The sequence below is a fragment of the Fulvivirga imtechensis AK7 genome (assembly GCF_000331535.1).
In the GTDB taxonomy this organism is placed as follows: Bacteria; Bacteroidota; Bacteroidia; order Cytophagales; family Cyclobacteriaceae; genus Fulvivirga; species Fulvivirga imtechensis.
Genome location: NZ_AMZN01000048.1, coordinates 12,559 through 35,395, shown reverse-complemented (window position 1 = coordinate 35,395; position 22,837 = coordinate 12,559). Strand labels below are relative to the sequence as shown.

The following is a 22,837-nucleotide window of genomic DNA, read 5'->3' as shown; positions in this document are numbered from 1 at the left end:
TTACGAATTACGAATTTTAGATTTCAGATTTCTTCTCCAACCAGTTCCCATCCTGCCGGATGATTTCGATCAGTTCATCAACTGCTTTTTCAGAAGGCACGCTTCTTTTTACCACTTCCTGGCCCTTGTAGAGTGTGATCTTTCCTTTGCCTGATCCTACATATCCATAATCTGCATCAGCCATTTCACCGGGACCATTTACGATACACCCCATAATACCAATTTTAACACCTTTCAGGTGGTCGGTTCGCTTTCTGATCATAGCTGTTGTTTCCTGCAGGTCAAAAAGCGTTCTTCCACATGATGGACAGGAAATGTATTCGGTTTTGGTCATCCTGGTTCTTGCCGCCTGAAGTATTCCAAAACCGGTGTTATTGTAACTCTGCACAAGGTTCTGCATCTCTTCTCTTGACTTTCCTCCGGCAGCTATTTCGGTTCCCAGCATAACTCCGTCTCCCAACCCATCGATCAGCAGTCCTCCAACATCAGTAGCTGCATAGATCTGTAGTTGGTCATCGGTGAGATCAGCATAAGAACGTTTGATGATCACGGGGATCTCCAGGTTATTTCTGATCAGCTCAAAGAATGCCCTCCTTTGCTCCGCAAGGCCGTGTTTATTATCGGTAGAAAGAACAAGTATGACAGTAGCATCTCCTTTCAGGCGTTCCAAAAGGACGGCATCCAGGTCTTTCAGGCCAACCGCCACAAAGTTGATGGTGTTATGTTGATGTGCTTCGTTAAGAAATTGCCGAACAGTAAGCAGGGGTACTTTGTTGACCTTATCGTCCAGGGTTGACCAGGTGTCATACTCCAGGATCTCTTTCAAACCGTTGGGTAGCATAAAAGGAACAGGAGCATAACCTGAGTAGATATAATCTGCGCCAAGATCGTTCATTCTCCATTTATCAGGCTCTGGCAAATAGAAATGACCTATTCCTTTCAGGTCTTTATAATCACGAACGCCTAACCTGCTGATGTCTGCAATCACACGTGGAACGTTTTGTCCACCAACGTTGCCTACTTCCCGTGTATGCCGCCTGCCATAGCTAAAAGGATCTACCGGATTTTCATCAATAGGGGCGATGGGTCCATGTCCGGCTCTGTCGTAGTACCTGTGAACCATAGTTTTGGCCACAGGCGCCTCAAACTCAGGTTCTTCCGTAAGGGAAACACGCACCGTATCACCCAATCCATCTTCCAAAAGCACGCCAATGCCTACCGCACTTTTTATTCGCCCATCTTCACCTTCGCCTGCCTCGGTTACACCCAGGTGCAATGGATAAGGCTGCAGGCCTTCCTCATTCAGCTTGTTCACCAGCAGTCTGTAAGCCTGCACCATTACCTGCGTATTGCTTGCTTTCATGGAAAGCACTATGTCGTAGTAGTTCAACTCTTCACAGATCCTTACAAACTCGAGGGCAGATTCCACCATCCCCAGTGGCGTATCACCATAACGGCTCATGATCCTGTCAGACAGCGAGCCATGGTTGGTGCCGATACGCATGGCCGTGCCATATTCTTTACATATATTAACCAAAGGGGTAAACTTTTCCCTGATCCGCTCCAACTCGGCCTGGTACGATTCGTCTGTATATTCTATCTGCTGAAACTTTTTTTTGTCGGCATAGTTGCCCGGGTTAACCCGCACCTTTTCCACTATTCGCGCAGCAAGCTCGGCAGCATTTGGGGTAAAGTGAATATCTGCGATCAGTGGCACCTGGTATCCTCGCTTTCGCAGCTCTTTTTTGATGTTCTCCAGATTTTGAGCCTCTTTTATACTTGGAGCAGTTATTCGCACGTACTCACAGCCCGCATCCACCATTCTAATGACCTGTTCTACAGAACCAAGCGTATCCATGGTATCCACTGTGGTCATCGATTGTACACGAACAGGATGTTCTCCACCCAGTGGCACATCCCCAATATTCACAACCCGCGTCTTCCTTCTTGAGTAGGATGTTAAGCTATTGCAGTACTGCCTGGCGTTAGTAATTTCTGTATTCACTTCCCTGATCTATTATTCTACAAAAGTAACAAAACATATTATCAGTTTGATAGTTCCCTGTTCTCCGTTTACAGTCGGCAGATGAAAAAATTGCAAGCTCAAAACTCTGAACCTGTTTAAATATCACCTAATTGCGGACGCATCACGATTTCTTCGATCACCGTCCGGTCCGACATTTTATAAGCATTCCAAATAGCCGCTGCCACGTCCTCAGGCCGCATAAACCGGTCTTCCGGAAGATCTACCCCTTCCCAGCTAGCCGTGAGTGTCGCTCCGGGCATTACTGATGTAACCCGCACACCATGCTCCTTCATCTCCTCTCTTAACACCTTCGACATACCCAGCATGGCAAATTTGGAAATACAGTAAGAGCCGCCATTAACATAAGGTACAAACGAAGCCGTGGAGCAAATATTAAAAATATGTCCTGATTTGCGCTTTTTCATGCCATGAATAAGAGCCCGGGTCATGTGATAAGCGCTGTACAAGTTGGTATTAATGGTCATTTCCAGTACACCATCTTCTTCAGTGTGTATCTGTCCCGGAATGAAAATCCCTGCATTGTTCACTAATATCTCTACTTCACCATCCTGCTCTCCAATATATTCAGCAAACCGAAGCACCTCTTTCTGCTCAGCCATATCGGTTTTCATCACATAGACTCTATTGTCATACTTTTGTTCAATTTCTTTTTTAAGGATATTCAATTGCTCCGAATTTCTTGAACACACCGCTATGTCAAAACCATATTCGGAAAATAGGTCTACCAATGCCTTTCCTATTCCTTTTGTTCCTCCTGTTACTACAGCTATTTTATTCATTTCCTGTTTGTACGATTTTTATTTTTTTATCAAAACATTTTTATAGCAAAGCCATTAATCATAATATTACTATCTTTTTACCGGGCGATGATCAAAAATCCGCATACGGCTATAAATTTATAAGAAATTAATGGAAACCATAGGTAAATACTTCATGTTCCTGGGTTCTCTCTTCGTCAACAGGGAGACCTTCAGAACATACTTCAAGCTGACTATCGAAGAATGTATCGCCATAGGTATAAATTCAATCTTCCTGGTATCGCTGGTATCATTTTTCATGGGGGCTGTTACTACGATACAAACAGCCTACAATCTTGTAAATCCACTGATCCCCAACTATGTTATTTCCCTGGTAGTAAGAGATATGACCATACTGGAGCTGGCTCCCACCATCATTGCCGTTATATATGCCGGCAAGGTAGGGTCAAGCATGGCCAGCGGACTTGGCACCATGAGGATATCCGAGCAGATAGATGCTCTCCAGGTTATGGGCATCAACTCCGCGTCTTACCTGGTGCTTCCTAAAATATTAGGGTCGTTGCTGATGTACCCGATGCTTGTTATAATAGCAGGACTGCTGGCTATAGTGGGTGGATATCTGGCCGGTGTATTCACCGGAGTAATTACAGCTACTCAATATATATATGGCATCAGGTTCGATTTTAACGAATATACGGTGACGTTTGCCCTAATTAAGTCCTTTGTTTTTGCATTTTTGGTAGCCTCAATATCTTCTTTTAAAGGCTATTATACTACGGGAGGGGCTGTAGAGGTTGGAAAAGCCAGTACTTCAGCAGTAACGCAAAGTGTAATAGCCATATTGCTTGCCGATTACTTACTGGCCCAATTACTTTTGTAAAATATGATCAGGATCGAAAATATACATAAATCGTTCGATGGTAAACCCGTGCTAAGGGGGATCAGCGGTACCTTTGAAAAGGGGGAGCCAAATCTCATTATCGGCTCCAGCGGTACGGGAAAAAGTGTGCTTTTAAAATGTATTGTAGGGCTCATCGAACCTGATGAAGGACACGTTTACTTTGATGATAAGGAGTTTACTAACTCCAATAGAGACACAAAAACGGAGATCCGAAGGCAAATAGGCATGTTATTTCAGGGAGGAGCATTGTTTGATTCAAAAACAGTTGAGCAAAATGTGATGTTTCCTCTTGATGTGCTGACAAAAATGCCTAAAGCTGAAAAGCTGGACCGTGTTAATTTCTGCCTGGAGCGTGTTGGCCTGGCCGGTCAAAATCACAAAATGCCCTCTGAGATCAGCGGTGGGATGAAAAAACGTGTAGGCATTGCCCGGGCTATTGTCAATAACTCCAGCTATCTGTTCTGCGATGAGCCAAATTCGGGGCTGGACCCACAAACTTCTATACTTATTGATGAATTGATCCTGGAAATTACCGAGGAATACAACATTACCACAATTGTGGTAACACACGATATGAACTCGGTATTAGGCATAGGTGACAAGATCATGTTCCTTTACAAGGGTGAAAAGCTTTGGGAGGGCAATAAAAACGAGATCATGACTTCCGGAATTAAAGAATTCGATGACTTCGTTTTTGCCAACAAGGTGATGAGAAAGCTCCGGGAAATATGAGGAAGAAGTACCAAAGTTGACGAAGAGAAGATCCTGAGTTGGAAAATCAGAAGAGAAGGCATCCGAAATAGGATGTATGCTGCCGTTCTTCTAAAGAATCACTCCAACACCCGTCTTCGATAGTGAAAAACTTCTTTATTTTCCTGTCCATTTTGATTGTACGTGAGCGTAACGTCCATTTCATTCCCGGATTTTCTCCATATTTCGAGCCCATCGAAAATGATCTTATCTTCCGTTATGCCCAATAAAGGAAAGGTTACGAACTTGTCTTTCTCCTCCCAACCTGTAAGATCAGGATTAAAATGCTTTAGCTTCATACCTTCGGGGGTCAGGTGCACAAATTCATAAAAGGTGACCTTATCATCTTTGATATGACGATACATGCACATCATGGTATTATCCTTAGCTGGCGCCCATATTTCTTCCGAAACACCTCCAAAACCATCACCTACCCAATATCCGGTAAGCCATTGAGCGCTTTCCCATGAGAATACAGGTTTTTCTCGGCCTGTTGACTGTGCTTGGACTGTCAAGGCTTTCAGCAAACCAGCCAGTATTAGTACCGTTATTTTCATTCTCTTTTAATTTCGTATCATAAATTCTTTTACCTCAATAGTACCTCCATATTTCAAATGCGGACTATCTTTTGCTATGGCTATCACCTCGTCCAAAGAAGATGCTTTCAATACAAAATACCCTCCTACCTTTTTATCGGGTTGATGGTTTTGGCCTTCTGCTTCAATTATTACTGACACAGGTTTCATCTCCTGTCCATCAATGGTTATCCCCTTTTGGTAAACCTGCTGCATCCATGCGGAATATTCATTAAACAAGGCCTCGGGGTCGCCAACAGAGAAGGCCTCATCCTCATATAATACCAGCATGTAGTTGTATGATGGCTCTGCATTTGGCGCCACATTAATAAGATATCTCCCCATAAAAGCTCCCGTTGCCAGCAGTGCAACAGCCGCTGCTATGCCAATAGTCCAATTCATAAGTTTTGATTTTGTATCTTTTATCAATCCGGTATTTTTAAGCTTCTGTACGAGTCTCTCCTCCACCCCGGGATGTATCTCAACCGGTTGGTGCAGTTCCTGAAAAAGCTCCTTTTCCCGATCTGTCAGCTCCTCGTGATTGTTCATGGTCTTACCTCCTTCATATTTTGATGTATAAGTACTCGCAAAGCCTTTCTGGCGTTAAATAGCTGACTTTTACTGGTCCCCTCATTAATATTTAACATTTCTGCAATTTCCTTATGTGTATACCCTTCAATGTCATGCAGGACCAGTACTTGCTGGTAGCCATCCGGCAGTTTTGCAATGGCGCTTTTCAAATCATAAACATCTATATCCATAGGCTTTTGAAGTTGCCCCCCGTTCTTCATTATTTCATCCATCCCGACAGCCTGTTGAAAGGCCTTCCTGCGTAATTGCCTCACTATGTTGATCAGTATTCCCGTCAGCCATGTTTGTAGCGTAGACCGCCACTGGAACATCTGCAGTTTCCGAATGGCTATTAACCACATTTCCTGTATAGCTTCTTCGGCCATGTATTGGTCTTGCCCGCTAAGGTGTAGCGCTAATCGATATAAATCCGGAGTTTTAGCGCTGTACAAGTCTCGAAAAGCCGCTTCGCTGCCTGTTTTTAAAAAACTTTGCACCAATTCCTTATCTGCCTGCATTAATTTATTTTGTATTTTTAATATAAGTTAGTGCTTTCACTAACTCAAAAGGTTGTATGGCGAAGTAATTTTTTTTATCCATCAACTCAAAAGGGGCATTGGTGCATGCTAAGCCCTGACACATCAAATAACAGCAATGAAATTTCGCAAATACATGTATATTTGTGGATAAAGTTCTACAAAATGAGACGGCACCCGAAATTCATACAAACTACTACTAATGAATACATCGAAATAGAGAGCTTCTTTGATAGAAAATTTCGCCTGGTAAATAAGCCTGGTTTGTTCTACGATATTGAAAGAGGCGTATTCTATACTTTATCTCAGGGAATAGAAAAAACAACGGATTTCGAAGCTAAATATCCTGAGATGTTTAAAGACTGGCTGCGCCAGGAAGAACGAAGAACGGAAATGCTGAAAAAGCAGAATATTATAAAGCCTTAGGTTTATAAACAAAATTTTTGTCCGTGCTTAGCCGTTAAACGGTTCTTATATTTTAGCAGAAATATATTATCCTTTCATCAAAGTCTTTTTATATTTATGAGTTTCGGCCTAAAGCGAAATCCATGGATAAAAAGGTTAATTGCTACTACGATCAGGAAAAGGGAATATTTTATAAAAAGCTCTCAGGAGATATCTATCTGGGTGATCTGATCACCAGTTGGGAATCCATTATTCATGCAAAGCTATTTCCTGATCATACTAAACAATTCATTATCGACTATAGAGAAGCCCGGTTAAGAGTAGACCCTGACCGGGTGAAAGATATCGCCAATATATACAAAGAGCGAAATCATATATTCTCTAAAGCAAAAGTAGCTCTTATTATGCAAAAGCCGGAACAGGTGATCATGCCTATTTTGGTGAACGAGGAGCAGTGCGGGGTAGAATTCAAACCTTTTTATACTGAAGAAGCCGCTGTAGAGTGGTTAAACAGGTAGACCAGAAAATCTAGTGGGTTATCCAATGTATGGATTTTTCCAGTGCTGACGATGTTTTGCTCAAAAAAGCGCGCTTACCTGTACACGTCCGACATGCACCACATCGGCACTTTCTGATTTTCTGCCATCATAACTCAGACTAAGCTGAAGGCCTGATGCCACCCGCTGCTGCCAATTAACCCCCCACGTAATGTTTCTCCCGGGTCGTAAAGCATTAAGCAGATCGTATCCAATAGGTGTATTCTCCTCTCCGGTAAAATCAATCTCCACCCACCTTATTCGTGCATTAAACGTACTTTTTACGGCTTTATTTAATTTAAGATCCAGTATGAACTCATTAAAAAAAGCGCTCTCACCTGATTCAGACGAATAAATATTTTCCTTAGCCTCGTATCCGTACTGACCGGAGACCCGGATATTTCCTTTGGGCTGCCATGCAATCTCCGGGTTGATCCTGTAGGAGTCTATCAGGTAGTTCCTTCCCTCTAGAAAATCTGAATTCACCTCACGAAGTGAAGTCGATGTCTTTATATTAAAACTATATAGACGCCCCAGATTAACCCTCACACTTAATAAATATTCTTCCGTACCCACAAATTCAAACCCGTTGGTAAGTAGTTGCCTGTTTTTTGCATCTGAATAGCTAAGCTCAATACCATACCGAGGGCTTGCCCGATTATAAAAAAGGGTAGATCTCAGAATATTTCTTTCTGCTAATAAGTATGTATCTTCTACGTTTCGTGCGAATCCCAGCAAGCGGGTCTCAATAGCATCATCCGTAGTTTTTACATCAGCCGTCCAGGATGTGTTATTGGAAAATCTACTTAGCACCTTTTTCACACCTTCCTCCCTGCTCCAGGTACGTGGTGCTTCAATAGCAATACGGTAGATCAGCAAATTTTGAAAGGCTGTCACATATTGATTGGTAGGCACGAATATTTTGGCATAATTTCTTTCATCCGGGTTCACAGCTTCAAAGAACTCGTTCAGGTCCTGCACATTGTCATCATTCAAATCCCTCCAGGTATGAGTGCCCTCTCCGGGTGGCACCTTGATATAAACAAATTCGCGTCTAAGCTCCCGCCCGTTAGATATGGCATAGGTAAGATCAGAACGCAGGTGCCTGTTCAACCAGTAGCTTTGCCAGTCCAGCCTCCCCGCTATACTTTCGTCTGTTTCCTCAAGCATCTGATAATCCAGCTTCCGATAGGTCAACACTATCCCTAATTTATGCTTCCCGGCATCTTTATTTAAGAAAAATTGCGTGGTATTGGCATAGGTATAAGGCTCCATATCGCCACTTACAGGTATCCTATCCTCTCTTATACTGTGCTTCAACTCATAATTGAGCTTGATGCCTTTACCGTTTTTCAGATAAAATACATGTTCATCAAAATACATGGATGATCGTACAACTGAGTCAGCAATATCCGTAGCTATTCGGTTTTTATCTATATGATAAATATATCCGGGCACAAAAAATTTTGAATTATAGGAAATATCCGTAGCATACCGGACCCAGGTAGCTTCCAGTGAGTCCAGCATATTGTCCAGGTAGAATAACGAAGTACGAAGCTGAAATTTCCCCAGGGTTTTATCCACATTGGCTTTGTGCTGGAATCCATTCACCTGGTTATCCCTTCTCCGGTGTGTCACCTCATACAGCCAACGATTATCCTGATCTTTTCCAAAGCCAATCCCTGCGTTGATGATCTGATCGTTCTCTCGCCTCAGGTCAATAGCAGGGTCGTAATTCCAATCGCGGTCAAATTCTATATATCTGAACCGGTCGATAGGATTGAAATATTTACCATCCAACTCATAACTGGCAAAAATGCGCCATTTATAACCATTTAGAAAAGATACAGGCCTACCCTCAGAAGTAAAGCCACCCTTAACAGCATACCCTTTATCATCGCCATCGTCTAGTTCAGAGAACAGGTTGATATCATGATCTGAAAAAGCAAGCTCGGTATAGGTGCTTTCATATGGACTGACCTTATAGCTGCCACCCATCGTAATCAGTTGCTTCTTATTAGGAGCTCTGATACCGATTACGGGTTCATATTCTCCTTGTGGCACCCCATTTACCGGAGGCACCCATTCATATACACGGCCATTGGCAGTGGTTTGAGCCTGCACATAATTTCCATTGCCGAGGCCAACGCTGGAAAACGTAACTCTGTAAACAGCACTATCAGGATGTGTACTATACTGGTAAATCGTATATGACATACCCACCTCGTCAGTGGCTGTGGTCTTTTTATACAATATAAGATCGCTGCTAAAACCAATACTATCAACTCCTGAAGTAACTGCCAGGTCCAGATTATCTCCTATCTGGCTGAGCAGCACTTTATCTTCATTTTCCAGATCCAACAGCAAGGGGCGATTGCGATTGTCTTTTTCACTGTAGGCGCTTACAAATAAACTCAGCTTTTTTGATTCCTGGTAATGACTGGCCGCTGTTATTGTTCTGCTATAGTTCTGATCAGAATACTCATAATCAATCCTGATCCTGGAAAATTGAGTGATCAGCACATTGCTGGTAAAAGTGATCTCGGCACTGTTGTAGTCAATCACATAATCATTGTTAAAGCCCCTGGTGAGCTGTTTTCCATCCAGGAATACCCTTTCAGAGTTTGCAAGAATAATAACAAAGGCTTCATTGTTTGGCCCCGGGATTCTGTAAGGCCCAAGCACACCTTCGATCGGCGGTATCTGAACTGATGCGAATCTGCCTTTGGCAACGGAAATACCCAGGGAAGTAGTGGCTTTAGTGCTATCGAATAGGTGGTAGTTCAACTCTGCCAATCCGCCCTGCACATTTTTGTAATACTTCATGAAGTAGGAAGGCCGGCTTTTGAGTACCACATCACCCCCTGTCACTGAAAATTTTTCATTGTACACCTGGATGAACACATTGTCAAAATCCTGAAGCTGCTGTGTGTTACCCTCGGGCTGAAATGGCACGTTCTGATCGGTGATGGCTGCCCGGATGTTCAGATCATCGGTAAGCTTGCCCTCCATATTCAGATTCAAAGTGGAGTTTACAAAAACATCCTGGTTATTCCCAAAGGACACCCCTCTGCTGATACTACCGCTTTTATTCAATCCTTCTATTGCAAACAGTTCCTCCCTTTGAAATAGCATGTCGTCTTCCTGAACAGGATCCTTAAAAAAGGCATTAGAATCATACACCTGCAGGCTACGGTGGTAATACTGTTGATGAAAGCTAACCGGAAACACCTTAAAACAAACCTGAATAGAATCTGTGGCATTTGGAGCAGAAATGGTAATCTGCCCTGTGCTCAACTCATGATCTATTTTAAAATGCGCACTATCCTGGTGATGGATAATCACAGATCCTGGTATAATTGACAAGCTGTCGAGGATAAGAGGCCTGTCAAAAACATCGACCCATACACATATCTGATTCTCCTCCTGCGCCCATGACAAAGTGAAGGATAAGATAAGAAAAAATGCTATGGAAAGTCTCCTGATCACACTAATCTACCATTGGCAGTTCTATAAAAAATGAAGTACCTACTTCCATCTCCGTTTCAAACCATATCTTGCCTCCGGCATGTTCTACCCCATGCTTGGCTATGGCCAAACCAATACCCGAACCAGACTCCTTGGTGCTAAAATTGGGTATAAATATTTTGCTATGTATAGTTTCATCGATACCTGGTCCATGGTCCCTGATCTCCAGTTGAAGTTTAGTTCCATTGATGTCCATCAAAATGACTTCAAGTTCCAGATGGTCTTGATCTTCACCAGCTTGTATCGCATTTATAATAATATTGGAAATGATCCTGCCCATTAGTTGTTCATCACCAATTGTATATACGGCATGGCCGGGTGTTTGTAAATGTATCGTCACATTTTCTCTGTTGCTATGGAGATTGACCGTATTTCTCACCACTGCTCCAAATTCATATCGTTCATTTTCAGGGATAGGCATCTTAGCAAAAGAGCTAAAAGAGGAAGCGATATCATTCAATGTTTCCACCTGATGCAGCAGGCTGTTAATAGGCTTTTCAAGCTCTTCATCCTGATGCTTACCTTGCAGCCTCCTGCTCAGGTGCTGAAGGGTAAGCTTCATAGGTGTAAGCGGATTCTTGATCTCATGCGCCACCTGCTGAGCGATCTCCCGCCAGGCTGATTCCTTTTCACTTCGGGCAAGGGCTTTTTTGCTTTCCTCCAACTTCACCAGCATGCGGTTATACTCCCCCACCATGAGGCCAATCTCATCATCAGCGCTCCATACCAAAGGTTCGTTAAACCCGGTAAGGGTCGTTTTCCTAAGCTTCTGAGTAATGAATACTAATGGAAAGGTGAGCCATTTGGCCACGAGGAAAGATCCTATCAGAAAAACAATGAAGATAACCGTAAAAATATTGATCACATTGGTGAGTACCTGTATCTGGTTTTGTTCCAAAGTATATTCAGACTGAAAGAAAGGAATACTCACAATACCGATTAGCTGCCCGGTATCAAATGATTTTACCCCGTAAAAAGTTGAGTTATATTGCAGGTTACCGACAGACTCCTTGGTAACATAGGCATTTTCACGCTGTTCCTTGATCTTGGCATAAGCCATTGGGTTGATGTACGGTGAAAGCAAATTGTTTTCATATATCAACGGCTGACTGGTTGCCAGCAGTTTCCCTCTGATGTTGAACAGGTTGACATCTGCTCCTGAAAACTTGGATATCTGAGCCAACTTATTTGGCAACTCCTCTCTATCGGCCTGTACACTGTTAACAAACTCATCCAGATCATCACTGATGTTGCTACTGATGCTTTCCGCTTTCTTATAGTATTCTTCATTTACCTCCTGCTTAAACGATGAGTTAATAAGGCTAAGTGTAGTAATACTCACAGCAAACAGGGGAAGAAAGAAAGCAATATTAAGATATAACTGAATTTTGGCGGAATAATTCAAGCTTACATTCTGAAAACTAAAATATAGAGCATACACACCCGCCAATACCAAAATAGTAAAAACCTGGATCAAAAAGAGGAAGGAAAAATTAGAAATAAGGTCTGATACCGGATGGTTGTTGGAACTGATAACTATTATACGACCGCTTTGATCTTTAACTGCCAGGTGTCTGTATTGCTCTACTTTTATTCCCGCTTCATACAGATCTTCATCGGCCAAATATTCATTGCTGAAGTCGGTAATGTAATTGAAATCTCCCGAATGGTATGTAATGACACTATCAGCAAATACAGCATAGCTATAATTCGAATTTTGATAAGGCACCAGGAAACGGTTGTCGACCAATAGCTCAGGGTAAACGTTCTCAGGAATTATACGCTTAAGATTCAGGTCGAGTACTATATATCCCGACAATATGCCCCGCTTCTTGATCTCAATGAAGTTAAGGTATCTCTTTGAAGCATTAGCACCGAGCCGATTGATGAAATAAATCCCATCATAGCTGGTTTTGTACTCCTCCACATTAAACTTCCTGATCTCACCGGCCATCTGATTGCCAGGTATATCTTCAAAAGGTTGTCCATTCGCATTGTATAGATATATCTGCACATCATACTTATCAAAATAATTGCTTAGATACACCTGTCTGATCTTTGATCGAATAATGTCTTTGGACATAAAGGGGCTGGACATCCGGCTTTGAATAAAAACGTCCTCCTTAATATTTTTATTAGCCTCGGACAGGAGAAATTCGGCCAGATTATCATTTTCGATAAGAAACTGGTTGGCAAATTTAAATTTCCTGTCCAGTTCGCGTTCATTTTCAAACTCATAGATTGCCAAAGCTCCAAGCAGAGACGAGGATAGAATAGCCATGAAAAAATAAAGGAAGGTGCTGTATTTTAATTGAGCGATGCTCCTGGAAAGGCCGGTAACAATTAAAATTATCACAAAGAGAAGCGTAACAACAACTGCCGGCAAAAAGTGTTGTTCTATTACGATGTTAATAGCCGAAAAAGTGACCCACCCACCTACCAGGCAGTAGATAAGCTTCCGAATGTTCCCGCTTATACTTTCCAATAACCTAAAAAAAACATGAAACAGCAGAAATGCGATAGCCGTATTGCTAATAAAAATAACAAAGCCTATCACCCGGATACTGCTAAATTTTATTGACTGGTTGATATCATAAGTAATCTGGGAGTTGTGATATATGGTTTGGAAAATCAGGTACTGGTAGTGAAATATTAAGAACAGTACGCCTGCAAGCACTACAGAAACAATTGTTCTGATATTACCTCTGGTGTTCAGAAGCTTCGCCACTAGTAAGGAACGATGGTAAAAGCGAAAAATATACACAGCAACAAGCAGGAAAAATATAATGTTGAGATAAAGATCACCAAAGGAGGGGTTAAAACTCGATGAAGCAAAATGGTGGGAGTCAAACATTGAAGTTTCCAGTGAATTAGCCGGGAAGTCAAATATCAGCATCACCACCCTTACCAGCATCAATGAGCCTATCAGAAACAACAGGCCTGTTTCCATTTGTGAAATGGCAATATAAAAAGCTTGCCTGACAATAAATATCAGCAACATAATACCACTAAGTGCATAAAGCACAAAGACTATAATGCTGAGCGCCACATTCTTTCTGGCATAATCTTCGTGAAAGGTTACCTTAAAAAAACATTGATCCTCACCCAGGCAGACGTCCATGCCCTTTTCGAAGGTCGGATCATGAAGCATCAGTTCCTGATCGGAAAAAATTGCAGGATTAAAGCCCGACTGTACATAATTGTTGTCAATCTTATAGTCGTCATATAAGGGTATTATGCCAAATACTTCAAGATTGCTGTCGTGTATATCCCATTTCCTGGAAAGAAAATCCTTCCTCAGCGTTTTTATCCGCTTTATCCGATAGTCGCCCTGAAGGTATCGGTAATCGGGAACAAACCGGTAGTCAGACCAATATACCAGTTTTCCTGCGTTGAATATGTAAAAGGAGTATTTCGAAGTTTTAAAATCAGAAAAGGCCACACCCTCCTTTTTCTCAAGCTGTTCCAATATCTGAACCACTTCTCTTTGCAGGCTGGTGACTTCCCTCTTCAGCAGCCGCTCAATGTCCTCAACATTTTTTTCAGCAGTTTGCTCCTCTTTAACAAAACCAATCGACAGCACAGCGGCCATAAATAAAAAGCCAATCGCTGCCAGTAAAAAATAATATTGATATTTCTTTGACAAATTATTAATCTCGAATGATCCTATTCCATTAAATATAATGGATTTCCACTAATTGCTATACTTAGGATCAAAATCTATACCACCAAACAGATGGAGAAACAAAATGCGTGAATACCGGAAAAGGAAAGGGAGTAGTAATATCACTACCACTACTATAGTTATCAAATAGACATGCAAAGGAAAATCTCCGATAAAGGAAAGAGCAACTCCAACCGCTACAAATATAGCCACAGAGAATGCGTAGCTGATATACATCGCCCCGAAGAAGAATCCGGGTTCTCGCTCATACTGCACCCCACAAACAAGGCAATGGCTATGCATTTTTTGAAAACCCGGTACAGTCAGTGGAGAATGCTTAAAAATATCTCCCTGATGACAACGTGGACACTTACCCCTGAGAATAGCGCCTGCTTTGTTGGGCTTTTGCATCGGCTTTACTTTTTCTATACCACAAAAATCCTACTACTCCAATGGCCAGGTAAGGCATTACAAACAAATACAGAATGCCAAAATTGAGTCCAGCTCCAATGCCAATTTCACCATTGCTAACATTATTTTCTACTGTAGCCCTGCACATGGCGCACTGTGCGAGCAGATCTGACGAAGCTGCCATTACAAATGCAGGAAGCAAGGTTAATATTTTTCTAAGTAGTTTCATTTTGAAATTAACAACATCTTCATTCCTTTGGTTCGTGCTTAACTGGTATAGTACGGACTGATCATCAAATAAATGATCACCCCTGTTACCGCCACATATAGCCATATGGGAAAGGTCCATCTGGCCAGCTTTCTATGCCTGTCAAACCGCTGTGAAAGCGCCCTCACAAAGGTAAACAGCACCAACGGGATTACCGCTACCGACAGCAGGATATGTGATACTAAAACCGTGAAATAAATATAACGTGAAGCACCCTCTCCTCCATATTGTGTCGGTTCGCTTGTCATGTGATACAACACGTACATTACAAGAAATAACGCTGACAAACCGATACATATCTTCATAAGATTTTCATGAAGCTTATACATCCGGCTCCTCACCGCTACCAGTGCAGCTATCAATATTATTGCCGTCACACCATTGACGGTGGCATATATTGGTGGCAAAAATGAAAAATCATATCCCTCCACCTTAACTCCAAAAAGAACCGCTACGGCCAGCGGTATGATCACCGAAAGTCCAACAATCAATTTCCTATACCTATCATCTTTACCCGCTATTTCCATTTTCCAATAAAATTTTTATTTCAACAATAAGTCTATCCACCTCATCAAGCTCAGTATTATAATATCCTCTGACCCTGCGATCTGCATCCACCAATATATACTGATTGTACGTATCGGTAACGAAGCCACAGTTCATCACCTGTTTAAGGGTATGAGGAGAGACCCGTGTGATTTGAACGGTATCCACTTCTATACTATCAGCGGTAAACACCCGCATGGACGGCATATCCTCCTTAAACAGATGCCTGATGCGTTCATACTGATTACTTAGGGTATTGGCGTTCATTCCCTGAGCATTGTAAATAAAGATCAATGACGGTCCGCCTTTGCTCAATAGCGAATCCGGAACCAGGAATTGCCCGGTCTCATATTCACATGCTCCAAATTTTTCATCAACTCCATCAGCGTGCTGTATGGGAATATCAAATTTGTTCTCGCCAAAAATTTTCAGAAAAATAAAAATGCTCAATGGTATAGCGAGCATAATGACGAGAAAAGATATTTTTAGAAATTTATTCACAGCCTTATAACAGAAAATAAGGCTAAAGTGATCCACCTTAGCCTTCTTAAATCATTATCGAATCTTAATTAGTGTTCGTAAGAAAACTCGAAGTGCCTTTAAGAAAACGTTCCCGCCAAAGGGCGGGACGAAGTTCCAAAAAGCGGAGCGTACTGAGGTACATGAGCATTTTTGGAACGAGTGTAACGCGGACATTGGCGTTTTCTTAGAGACACTAATTAAGATACTTGTCATCGAAGATCGACATGCCTTCGTACACAAAAGCAACGAGCATCCATACTACAAATATCATAGGTACAAGTATCGACCAGATCAATACTTTGGTTTCATACTTAAGGTGCATAAATTCACCTACTATATAAAATGCTTTTACGATGGTCATTCCTACGAATATGGCTATCCTTAATGTTGCCATTTCAAGAGGAATGGTAAAAGCAACAAGAAATTCCAGTGCAGTGACAACTGCCAATATTCCAGCAGTCACCCATATCTTTCTTATCTTGGCTTTATCAGCGGGTTGTACCTGAACGTGTGTTGTTTCTTCAGTATGCATATTTAATATTTTAAAGTCTTAAACGAGATAAAAGAATGTGAACACAAATACCCATACAAGGTCTACAAAGTGCCAGTATAACCCCACCTTCTCAACCATCTCATAGTGGCCTCTTCGCTCGTACACACCTGTTACAGCATTATAATAAACGATGAAATTCAATACCACCCCACTCAATACGTGTGTACCGTGGAATCCGGTGATAAAAAAGAAGAAAGCGGCAAAATCCGGAGGTCCATACTGGTTTACGCTTAGATTAGCTCCGAAAATAGTCTTCTCGATCCACTCACCATTTACCAGAAATTTCATCACTGTACCTGAGTCTGTGCCATGAATAAAGTGAGCCCACTCCCATGCCTGACAGCCAAGGAAGGTCAATCCACCTATAATCGTCCATAGCATCCACTTTTCGACATTCTTTCTGTCCATTCTATGTCCGGCCTCTACCGCCAATACCATGGTAACACTACTCATGATCAGGATGAAGGTCATGATACCCACGAATACAAGAGGAAGATTTACCCCATGTAAAAAAGGTACTGCCTCAAACACCTTTTCAGGTATAGGCCAGTAGTTGTTAGAAAATGTAAAGGCATCAGCAGCTCCTTCATAAGCGGGATGTGCAGATCTCACCAATCCATAAGTAATAAGTAAGGCAGAAAATGTAAAAGCATCTGATAACAGGAAAAACCACATCATCAGTTTTCCATAACTAGCCTTCAATGGCGATTGCCCACCGTCCCAAATACTTCTATTGGGCTGATCAATTGTATGTGCGGTAGTTGACATAAATGATTCTTTAATCTCTAATTAATGATTCAACAATAAAAATACAAATAAATAAATCCAAAGCACATCCAGAAAGTGCCAATATGTAGCGCACATCTGTATCTGTGACAATTTTTTGGAATGCACCTTATATTTGAAAGTCGAAATTAATACAATAATCAGAAATATGACACCACTTACAATATGTAAGCCATGCAGTCCTGATATGACATATAAAAACGACCCCGAAGGATTCCCAACAAAGTATACCTGGCGTTCAACTAATACCCCCCAAATATAAAACTGCCCCACCAGGAACAATATCCCCAGCAATGTAGTGATACCCAAAGCCAGCTTGACCCTCTCCAGATTATCCTTTTTAGCTTCGAGATATGCCCAGTGCATAGTGATGCTGCTCAAGAAAATAGTGGCTGTTGTTAGCCACATTTCCACCGGTAGCTCAAAAACCATCCAGTTTCCTTCGGCCTGCCGCACTATGTAAGCGCTGGTAAGAGCCGCAAAAACCATCACTACCGTGATTATAAATAGCCAAAGCGCAAACTTCTTTGGATCCATTGCCAAAGGCTTCTTTGGTTCTTCTACAAGTTTCAAATCTGAAGTCATTATATTCATTTCTACACTTTATCCAACAAAAATGCTATCTGCACAATAGGCAGATACAAAAAGGATCCAAACATAATCCTTAAGGCAGACTTTCTATTGCCATTTTTCATCAGGGCAAAGGTCTGGCTTAAAAACAATATCCCACAAATCGTTACTACCACGGCAGAATCTATCCCTGTTATCCCAAATTTAGCCGGCAGCAACCCTAAAGGAATCAGAAATAGCGTATAGATCATAATTTGTATGGCCGTATTAAGATCTTTCTCCCCTCTAACAGGCAGCAGTTTAAATCCTGCTTTTTTGTAATCCTCATCAGCAACCCATGCTATAGCCCAGAAATGTGGGAACTGCCAGATAAACTGGATTCCAAAAATGATCAGCGCCTCGTATGTAATAGCGCCTGTAGCTGCTGTCCAGCCCAATAATGGGGGCAAAGCACCGGGAATGGCCCCTACAAAAACAGCTATTGGCCCTACCCTCTTCAATGGTGTGTACACAAAGCTGTACAAGATCATTGAAAGCAGCGACAGCATTGTGGTCAGCATATTGGTGTATACCATCAATATTAAGAGACCCGCGGCTCCAATAACAAATGCAAAAACGGCTGCCTCAGCAGGTGTAACACGACCGGTCGGAAGTGGTCTGTTCATGGTACGCGTCATCAGCTTGTCAAGGTCCTTCTCTATGATCTGATTTATGGTGATAGATGCTCCTGACACCAAAAATCCGCCAAGGCAAAGCACACCCAGATGAAGCCAGTCCATCACTCCATTTGAGGCAAGGATGTATCCAAAACCACACGAAAATGCCACAAGAAATGACAAACGGAATTTCACCAGCTCAAAGTAAGCCCGGAGCTTAGCATTCAACAATGAAACACCATATGCATTATTAATAATCATGAAGTCGTTAATTTTCCTTTTACATTACTGACCTGCAAAAATAGCAAAAACTGAAGCCCGAAGGCCAGTGTTCCAAGCAATAAATGCACCGGCTGAATGGCAGCAGGAATGGCCAAATACCCCATTACCGCGCCTGAGATTATGGTTACCACAATCACCGCCAGCAAAAACACCGTAACTATAGAACGCCCCTGTCTGCCTATTATAAAAAGCAGTAATATGTGTAAGATGAGTATGGCCCAGCTAAATGATCTGTGGATTATAAATACTTCTCCAACTCTTTCAATCCAAAGATGGCGGCCCTCATAGTTCAATGAAGCTGCGATCCTGTCAATGCCCTCTCTTACTTGTGTACCTAACACGATCTGAACCAAAAGGGTTATGGCACACAACGTTAATACCCCCAGAAAAAGCTTTTGGTTTGTCAATTTGAGATTGCCCCCCAAGCCAGCACTGGTTTTGTATACCAGAAAAATAAGAAGAGCCACAATAACCAAAGCCAAAAACATATGAACAGTGACCATCCATGGTACCAGATTGGTAGAAACCACAATAGACCCTATCCAACCCTGAAATATTACCATTAACAGCGTAGCCAGCGCCACAAAAAATATCGTTCTATCAGTTTTCAAAAATCTTATCGATAAGATAAATGTCCCCAGAATAAATAATCCGATCAACACTCCCAACAGCCTGTTAAAGTATTCAATCCAGGTTTTGGTTTTATTAAAATCAGCCTCCTCCAAGATAGACTCGTCCTTTAATATCCTGTTTGCTGTCTTTTCAAAACCAAGCGTACTCAGATACTTTGCGAATCTCTCGTTCTTTTTCTCCCTCTTTTGGGAGTATATCTCTTTATAATTTTCAGGTAGCTCACTAACATCTGTTGGTGGCACCCAGTTGCCAAAACACTTGGGCCAGTCAGGGCATCCCATTCCGGATCCCGTACTTCTCACAATGCCACCTACCAAGATCAATATATAGACGGCTATAAGGGTAAGCAGGCTAAAGTTTGAAAATAGCCTGCTACTCGAATTATTTCTTTTCATCCACCTTTACTACCTCCACATCATTGTCTCCTTCCAACTTGATCAGGTCATTCTCATGAGGCAAGTTAGACTCAGGAGTCATTGAGAAGGGAATGTGCTGAGGGATAAAGTCTTCTTTTGCACCTGGCTTGCTATAGTCATATGGCCATCTGTATACAGTAGGTATTTCTCCCGGCCAGTTTCCATGGCCCGGCTCAATAGGTGTAGTCCACTCCAGCGTATTTGACTGCCAGGGGTTAGCAGAAGCTCTTCTACCCCTGAACATGCTATAGAAGAAATTAAACAGGAAGATAAACTGTGCCGCCAGTGTAACAATGGCCGCAATACTTACCAGCATATTCAAATCACTGAATGAGTTAAATACATCGTAGTTAGTAAATGAATAATACCTTCTCGGGTATCCGGCAATACCAATGTAGTGCATAGGGAAGAATACCATATAAACACCTACAAATGTCAACCAGAAGTGAATATATCCCAGTTTGGCATCCATCATTCTTCCAAACATTTTAGGGAACCAATGGTAGATACCGGCAAGCATTCCAAAGAAAGATGCACTACCCATAACCAGGTGGAAGTGAGCCACAACGAAATATGTATCGTGAAGCTGAATGTCAATGGCGGAGTTGCCCAGGAATATACCTGTAAGACCACCGGAAATGAAGAATGACACCAAACCTATGGAGAACAACATGGCAGGCGTAAACCTCAGGTTACCTCTCCATAAAGTGGTTAAGTAGTTGAACACCTTAACTGCTGAAGGCACTGCAATAATCAGGGTTAACAGCATGAACACTGAACCTAAGAATGGGTTCATACCTGATACGAACATATGGTGTGCCCAAACAACGAACGATAATATCGCAATGAATAAAATGGAACCCACCATGGCTTTATAACCGAAGATTGGCTTACGCGAATTGGTGGCAATAACCTCGGAAGTAATACCAAGAGCCGGCAACAATACTATATACACCTCCGGGTGTCCCAGAAACCAGAACAAATGCTGGAATAATACAGGGCTACCTCCCTGGTTAGGAAGCGCTTCACCATTGATATAAATGTCAGAAAGGTAAAAACTTGTACCAAAGCTTCTGTCGAAGATCAGTAGCAAAGCAGCGGCAAATAAAACCGGGAAAGAAAGCAGACCAATTACAGCCGTAAGGAACAATGCCCATATTGACAAAGGAAGTTTAGAAAAAGACATCCCTTTGGTTCTCAGGTTAATAACGGTTGCAATATAGTTGATACCTCCCAATAATGACGATACAATAAACAGCGCCATAGCGACCAGCCACAGTGTCATCCCCAGTCCTGAGCCATTCATCGCCTGAGGCAGTGCGCTTAATGGAGGATAGATAACCCAGCCACCTGAAGCAGGACCTGTTTCAATGAAGAGTGATGTAAACATGATCACACTCGAAACAAAGAAGAACCAGTATGACAACATGTTCATAAAGCCTGAAGCCATATCACGCGCACCGATCTGCAGCGGAATAAGGAAATTGGCGAAAGTACCACTCAAACCGGCCGTAAGAACGAAAAATACCATGATGGTACCATGCATAGTAACCAAAGCCAGGTAAAACTCCGGGTCAAGCTTACCCTCAGGAGTGATCCACTCACCTAAAACCGGTTTAAGCCAATCTAGTTGGGCTTCAGGAAAACCGAGTTGTAACCTGAAAATTACGGATAATATACCACCAATAAGCGCCCAGAAAATCCCTGAGATCAGGAACTGCTTGGCGATCATTTTATGGTCGGTACTGAAAACGTAAGTAGTCCAAAAATTGCCATGATGATCGTGATCATGCTCATGACCATCATGATGAGTTTCTTCAGTAATGTGTATATCAGCAGTAGCCATAATCTAATCTTTCTATAATGATGCTTCTAATTCTTCTTTATCAATTCCGGCTTTTATAATAGCCAACTCTCGCTTATCAGCAGGTACTTTCTCCAGAAAGTCCGGATTCAACTTCAGCCATGTGGGCTGCTCAGCCTTCCAGGCTTCATAGTCTTCAGGTTCGTCAACAATCACTTTCAGTTTCATTGAGAAGTGACCTCTTCCGCATATTTCAGTACACGTGATGAAGTAATCAAACTCCGGATCTCCTAATTCAGCTCTCATATCCTGAGTACTTTTGGTAGCTGTAAACTTAAAATGGGTAGGCATACCGGGAACAGCATCCATTTTCAGCCTGAAATGCGGGATAAATACGCTGTGCAATACATCCCTTGCTCTGATGCTCAGCAATACTTCCTTCCCTTTAGGGATATGTAATTCCAAAGGAGCAAAATCATCATAGGAATTCTCATCAGTAACATCAATACCAAAAGGGTTACCCTCTCTGTCATTGATCAGTCGGTAATCATAATTCCCTAGCTGGTTGTCTTTTACTCCTGGGTATCTCACGGCCCATGCAAACTGATAACCCATCACTTCTACTACCTCAGCATCTGCCGAAGCCGGAGAAGTAATATCATTCCACGCCCGCAAACCTGTGAATACCAGGGCAGCAAGAACAATTGCCGGCACAACAGTCCATAGTATTTCCAGCTTGGTATTATCAGGGTAGAATGTAGCCACCCGACCTTCTTTATGTTGATACCTATAGCTAAAGTAGAACAATAGCACATTGGTAAGAATAAAGATAAAACCAGTTGCAGCCATGGTGATCCAGAAAGTGCTGTCAATGGCTGCTCCATGTTCAGAAGCCAAAGGCACTGTGTAATCATCGAAATATACCCATGAGTACCAGAAAAAAAGACCAAAAGATCCCACCATGAACAACAGCATAAGTACTGCGTTCACTTTATTACTGGTGCCAACGATCTTCTTATCCGTACCTTTTACTACATTGACCAACGTGCCTATTCTAAATAACATGAATAGAATAACGAGAAGAAGAATGGCACCTATAGCAATAATCACTTCGAACATA

At 42.1% G+C, this 22,837-nt stretch carries 22 protein-coding genes; 4 read left to right on the top strand and 18 right to left on the bottom strand.

Features of this window, described 5'->3' with window-relative positions; genetic code table 11:
- Positions 1 to 16 precede the first annotated feature (16 nt).
- A complete protein-coding gene (ispG, locus tag C900_RS14115; protein ID WP_040496810.1) occupies positions 17 to 2,005 on the bottom strand; it encodes a (E)-4-hydroxy-3-methylbut-2-enyl-diphosphate synthase in 1,989 nt (662 codons plus the stop codon).
- A 116-nt stretch (positions 2,006 to 2,121) separates the two neighbouring features.
- On the bottom strand, positions 2,122 to 2,826 hold the full coding sequence (locus C900_RS14110; RefSeq protein ID WP_009580654.1) for an SDR family oxidoreductase: 705 nt from the start codon (positions 2,824 to 2,826) through the stop codon (positions 2,122 to 2,124).
- Positions 2,827 to 2,956: 130 nt separating this feature from the next.
- Here C900_RS14110 and C900_RS14105 point away from each other — a divergent pair, with 130 nt between their 5' ends.
- Together C900_RS14105 and C900_RS14100 are read left to right on the top strand one after the other, a co-directional pair.
- On the top strand, positions 2,957 to 3,685 hold the full coding sequence (locus C900_RS14105; RefSeq protein WP_009580653.1) for an MlaE family ABC transporter permease: 729 nt from the start codon (positions 2,957 to 2,959) through the stop codon (positions 3,683 to 3,685).
- Positions 3,686 to 3,688: 3 nt separating this feature from the next.
- Complete coding sequence (locus C900_RS14100) at positions 3,689 to 4,438, top strand: ABC transporter ATP-binding protein (protein WP_009580652.1); 750 nt, start codon at positions 3,689 to 3,691, stop codon at positions 4,436 to 4,438.
- A gap of 98 nt (positions 4,439 to 4,536) precedes the next feature.
- On the opposite strand, the gene C900_RS14095 is transcribed toward C900_RS14100, so the two are convergent.
- From C900_RS14095 to C900_RS14085, 3 genes are read right to left on the bottom strand one after another with little or no spacing between them, the layout of a single operon-like run.
- On the bottom strand, positions 4,537 to 5,013 hold the full coding sequence (locus C900_RS14095; protein ID WP_009580651.1) for a DUF6265 family protein: 477 nt from the start codon (positions 5,011 to 5,013) through the stop codon (positions 4,537 to 4,539).
- 6 nt (positions 5,014 to 5,019) lie between these two features.
- On the bottom strand, positions 5,020 to 5,580 hold the full coding sequence (locus C900_RS14090) for a YciI family protein (protein WP_009580650.1): 561 nt from the start codon (positions 5,578 to 5,580) through the stop codon (positions 5,020 to 5,022).
- On the bottom strand, positions 5,577 to 6,119 hold the full coding sequence (locus C900_RS14085; protein WP_009580649.1) for an RNA polymerase sigma factor: 543 nt from the start codon (positions 6,117 to 6,119) through the stop codon (positions 5,577 to 5,579). The genes C900_RS14090 and C900_RS14085 overlap by 4 nt, the downstream gene beginning before the upstream one ends.
- Positions 6,120 to 6,302: 183 nt before the next feature.
- Between C900_RS14085 and C900_RS14080 the strand changes: the two genes are divergently transcribed.
- Positions 6,303 to 6,563 carry a hypothetical protein gene (locus C900_RS14080; protein ID WP_009580647.1) on the top strand — a complete coding sequence of 87 codons (261 nt, stop codon included), beginning with the start codon at positions 6,303 to 6,305 and terminating at the stop codon, positions 6,561 to 6,563.
- Between the two features lie 122 nt (positions 6,564 to 6,685).
- Positions 6,686 to 7,060 carry a hypothetical protein gene (locus C900_RS14075; RefSeq protein WP_009580646.1) on the top strand — a complete coding sequence of 125 codons (375 nt, stop codon included), beginning with the start codon at positions 6,686 to 6,688 and terminating at the stop codon, positions 7,058 to 7,060.
- A 60-nt stretch (positions 7,061 to 7,120) separates the two neighbouring features.
- Here C900_RS14075 and C900_RS14070 read toward each other — a convergent pair whose 3' ends face one another.
- The 13 genes from C900_RS14070 to C900_RS14010 form a co-directional block, all read right to left on the bottom strand.
- On the bottom strand, positions 7,121 to 10,567 hold the full coding sequence (locus tag C900_RS14070) for a hypothetical protein (RefSeq protein WP_009580645.1): 3,447 nt from the start codon (positions 10,565 to 10,567) through the stop codon (positions 7,121 to 7,123).
- Between the two features lies 1 nt (position 10,568).
- Entirely contained in the window at positions 10,569 to 14,252 is a 3,684-nt protein-coding gene (locus C900_RS14065) for an ATP-binding protein (protein WP_009580644.1), read from the bottom strand.
- 48 nt (positions 14,253 to 14,300) lie between these two features.
- Positions 14,301 to 14,681 (bottom strand): DUF983 domain-containing protein, encoded by a 381-nt coding sequence (locus C900_RS14060; protein WP_245558438.1) that lies wholly within the window; start codon positions 14,679 to 14,681, stop codon positions 14,301 to 14,303.
- Positions 14,641 to 14,910 carry a hypothetical protein gene (locus C900_RS14055; protein ID WP_009580642.1) on the bottom strand — a complete coding sequence of 90 codons (270 nt, stop codon included), beginning with the start codon at positions 14,908 to 14,910 and terminating at the stop codon, positions 14,641 to 14,643. Before C900_RS14055 ends, C900_RS14060 begins: the two co-directional genes overlap by 41 nt.
- 38 nt (positions 14,911 to 14,948) lie before the next feature.
- On the bottom strand, positions 14,949 to 15,476 hold the full coding sequence (locus C900_RS14050) for a DUF420 domain-containing protein (protein ID WP_009580641.1): 528 nt from the start codon (positions 15,474 to 15,476) through the stop codon (positions 14,949 to 14,951).
- Positions 15,460 to 15,996 carry a hypothetical protein gene (locus C900_RS14045; RefSeq protein ID WP_157494032.1) on the bottom strand — a complete coding sequence of 179 codons (537 nt, stop codon included), beginning with the start codon at positions 15,994 to 15,996 and terminating at the stop codon, positions 15,460 to 15,462. The genes C900_RS14050 and C900_RS14045 overlap by 17 nt, the downstream gene beginning before the upstream one ends.
- A 214-nt stretch (positions 15,997 to 16,210) precedes the next feature.
- Positions 16,211 to 16,549: a cytochrome C oxidase subunit IV family protein gene (locus C900_RS14040; RefSeq protein WP_009580639.1), complete on the bottom strand. Its 339-nt coding sequence runs from the start codon at positions 16,547 to 16,549 to the stop codon at positions 16,211 to 16,213.
- Positions 16,550 to 16,567: 18 nt separating this feature from the next.
- Positions 16,568 to 17,338, bottom strand: a complete 771-nt coding sequence (locus C900_RS14035) for a cytochrome c oxidase subunit 3 (protein ID WP_040496806.1) — start codon at positions 17,336 to 17,338, stop codon at positions 16,568 to 16,570.
- 21 nt (positions 17,339 to 17,359) lie between these two features.
- Positions 17,360 to 17,941 (bottom strand): cytochrome c oxidase subunit 3, encoded by a 582-nt coding sequence (locus C900_RS14030; protein ID WP_009580637.1) that lies wholly within the window; start codon positions 17,939 to 17,941, stop codon positions 17,360 to 17,362.
- Between the two features lie 11 nt (positions 17,942 to 17,952).
- Positions 17,953 to 18,843: a heme o synthase gene (cyoE, locus tag C900_RS14025; RefSeq protein ID WP_009580636.1), complete on the bottom strand. Its 891-nt coding sequence runs from the start codon at positions 18,841 to 18,843 to the stop codon at positions 17,953 to 17,955.
- The gene (locus C900_RS14020) at positions 18,840 to 19,892 is read right to left on the bottom strand and encodes a COX15/CtaA family protein (RefSeq protein ID WP_040496805.1); all 1,053 of its coding nucleotides are present in this window, start codon (positions 19,890 to 19,892) and stop codon (positions 18,840 to 18,842) included. The genes cyoE and C900_RS14020 overlap by 4 nt, the downstream gene beginning before the upstream one ends.
- Complete coding sequence (locus C900_RS14015) at positions 19,879 to 21,759, bottom strand: cytochrome c oxidase subunit I (protein ID WP_009580634.1); 1,881 nt, start codon at positions 21,757 to 21,759, stop codon at positions 19,879 to 19,881. Before C900_RS14015 ends, C900_RS14020 begins: the two co-directional genes overlap by 14 nt.
- 12 nt (positions 21,760 to 21,771) lie before the next feature.
- Positions 21,772 to 22,836, bottom strand: a complete 1,065-nt coding sequence (locus C900_RS14010; protein WP_040496804.1) for a cytochrome c oxidase subunit II — start codon at positions 22,834 to 22,836, stop codon at positions 21,772 to 21,774.
- Position 22,837 lies beyond the last annotated feature (1 nt).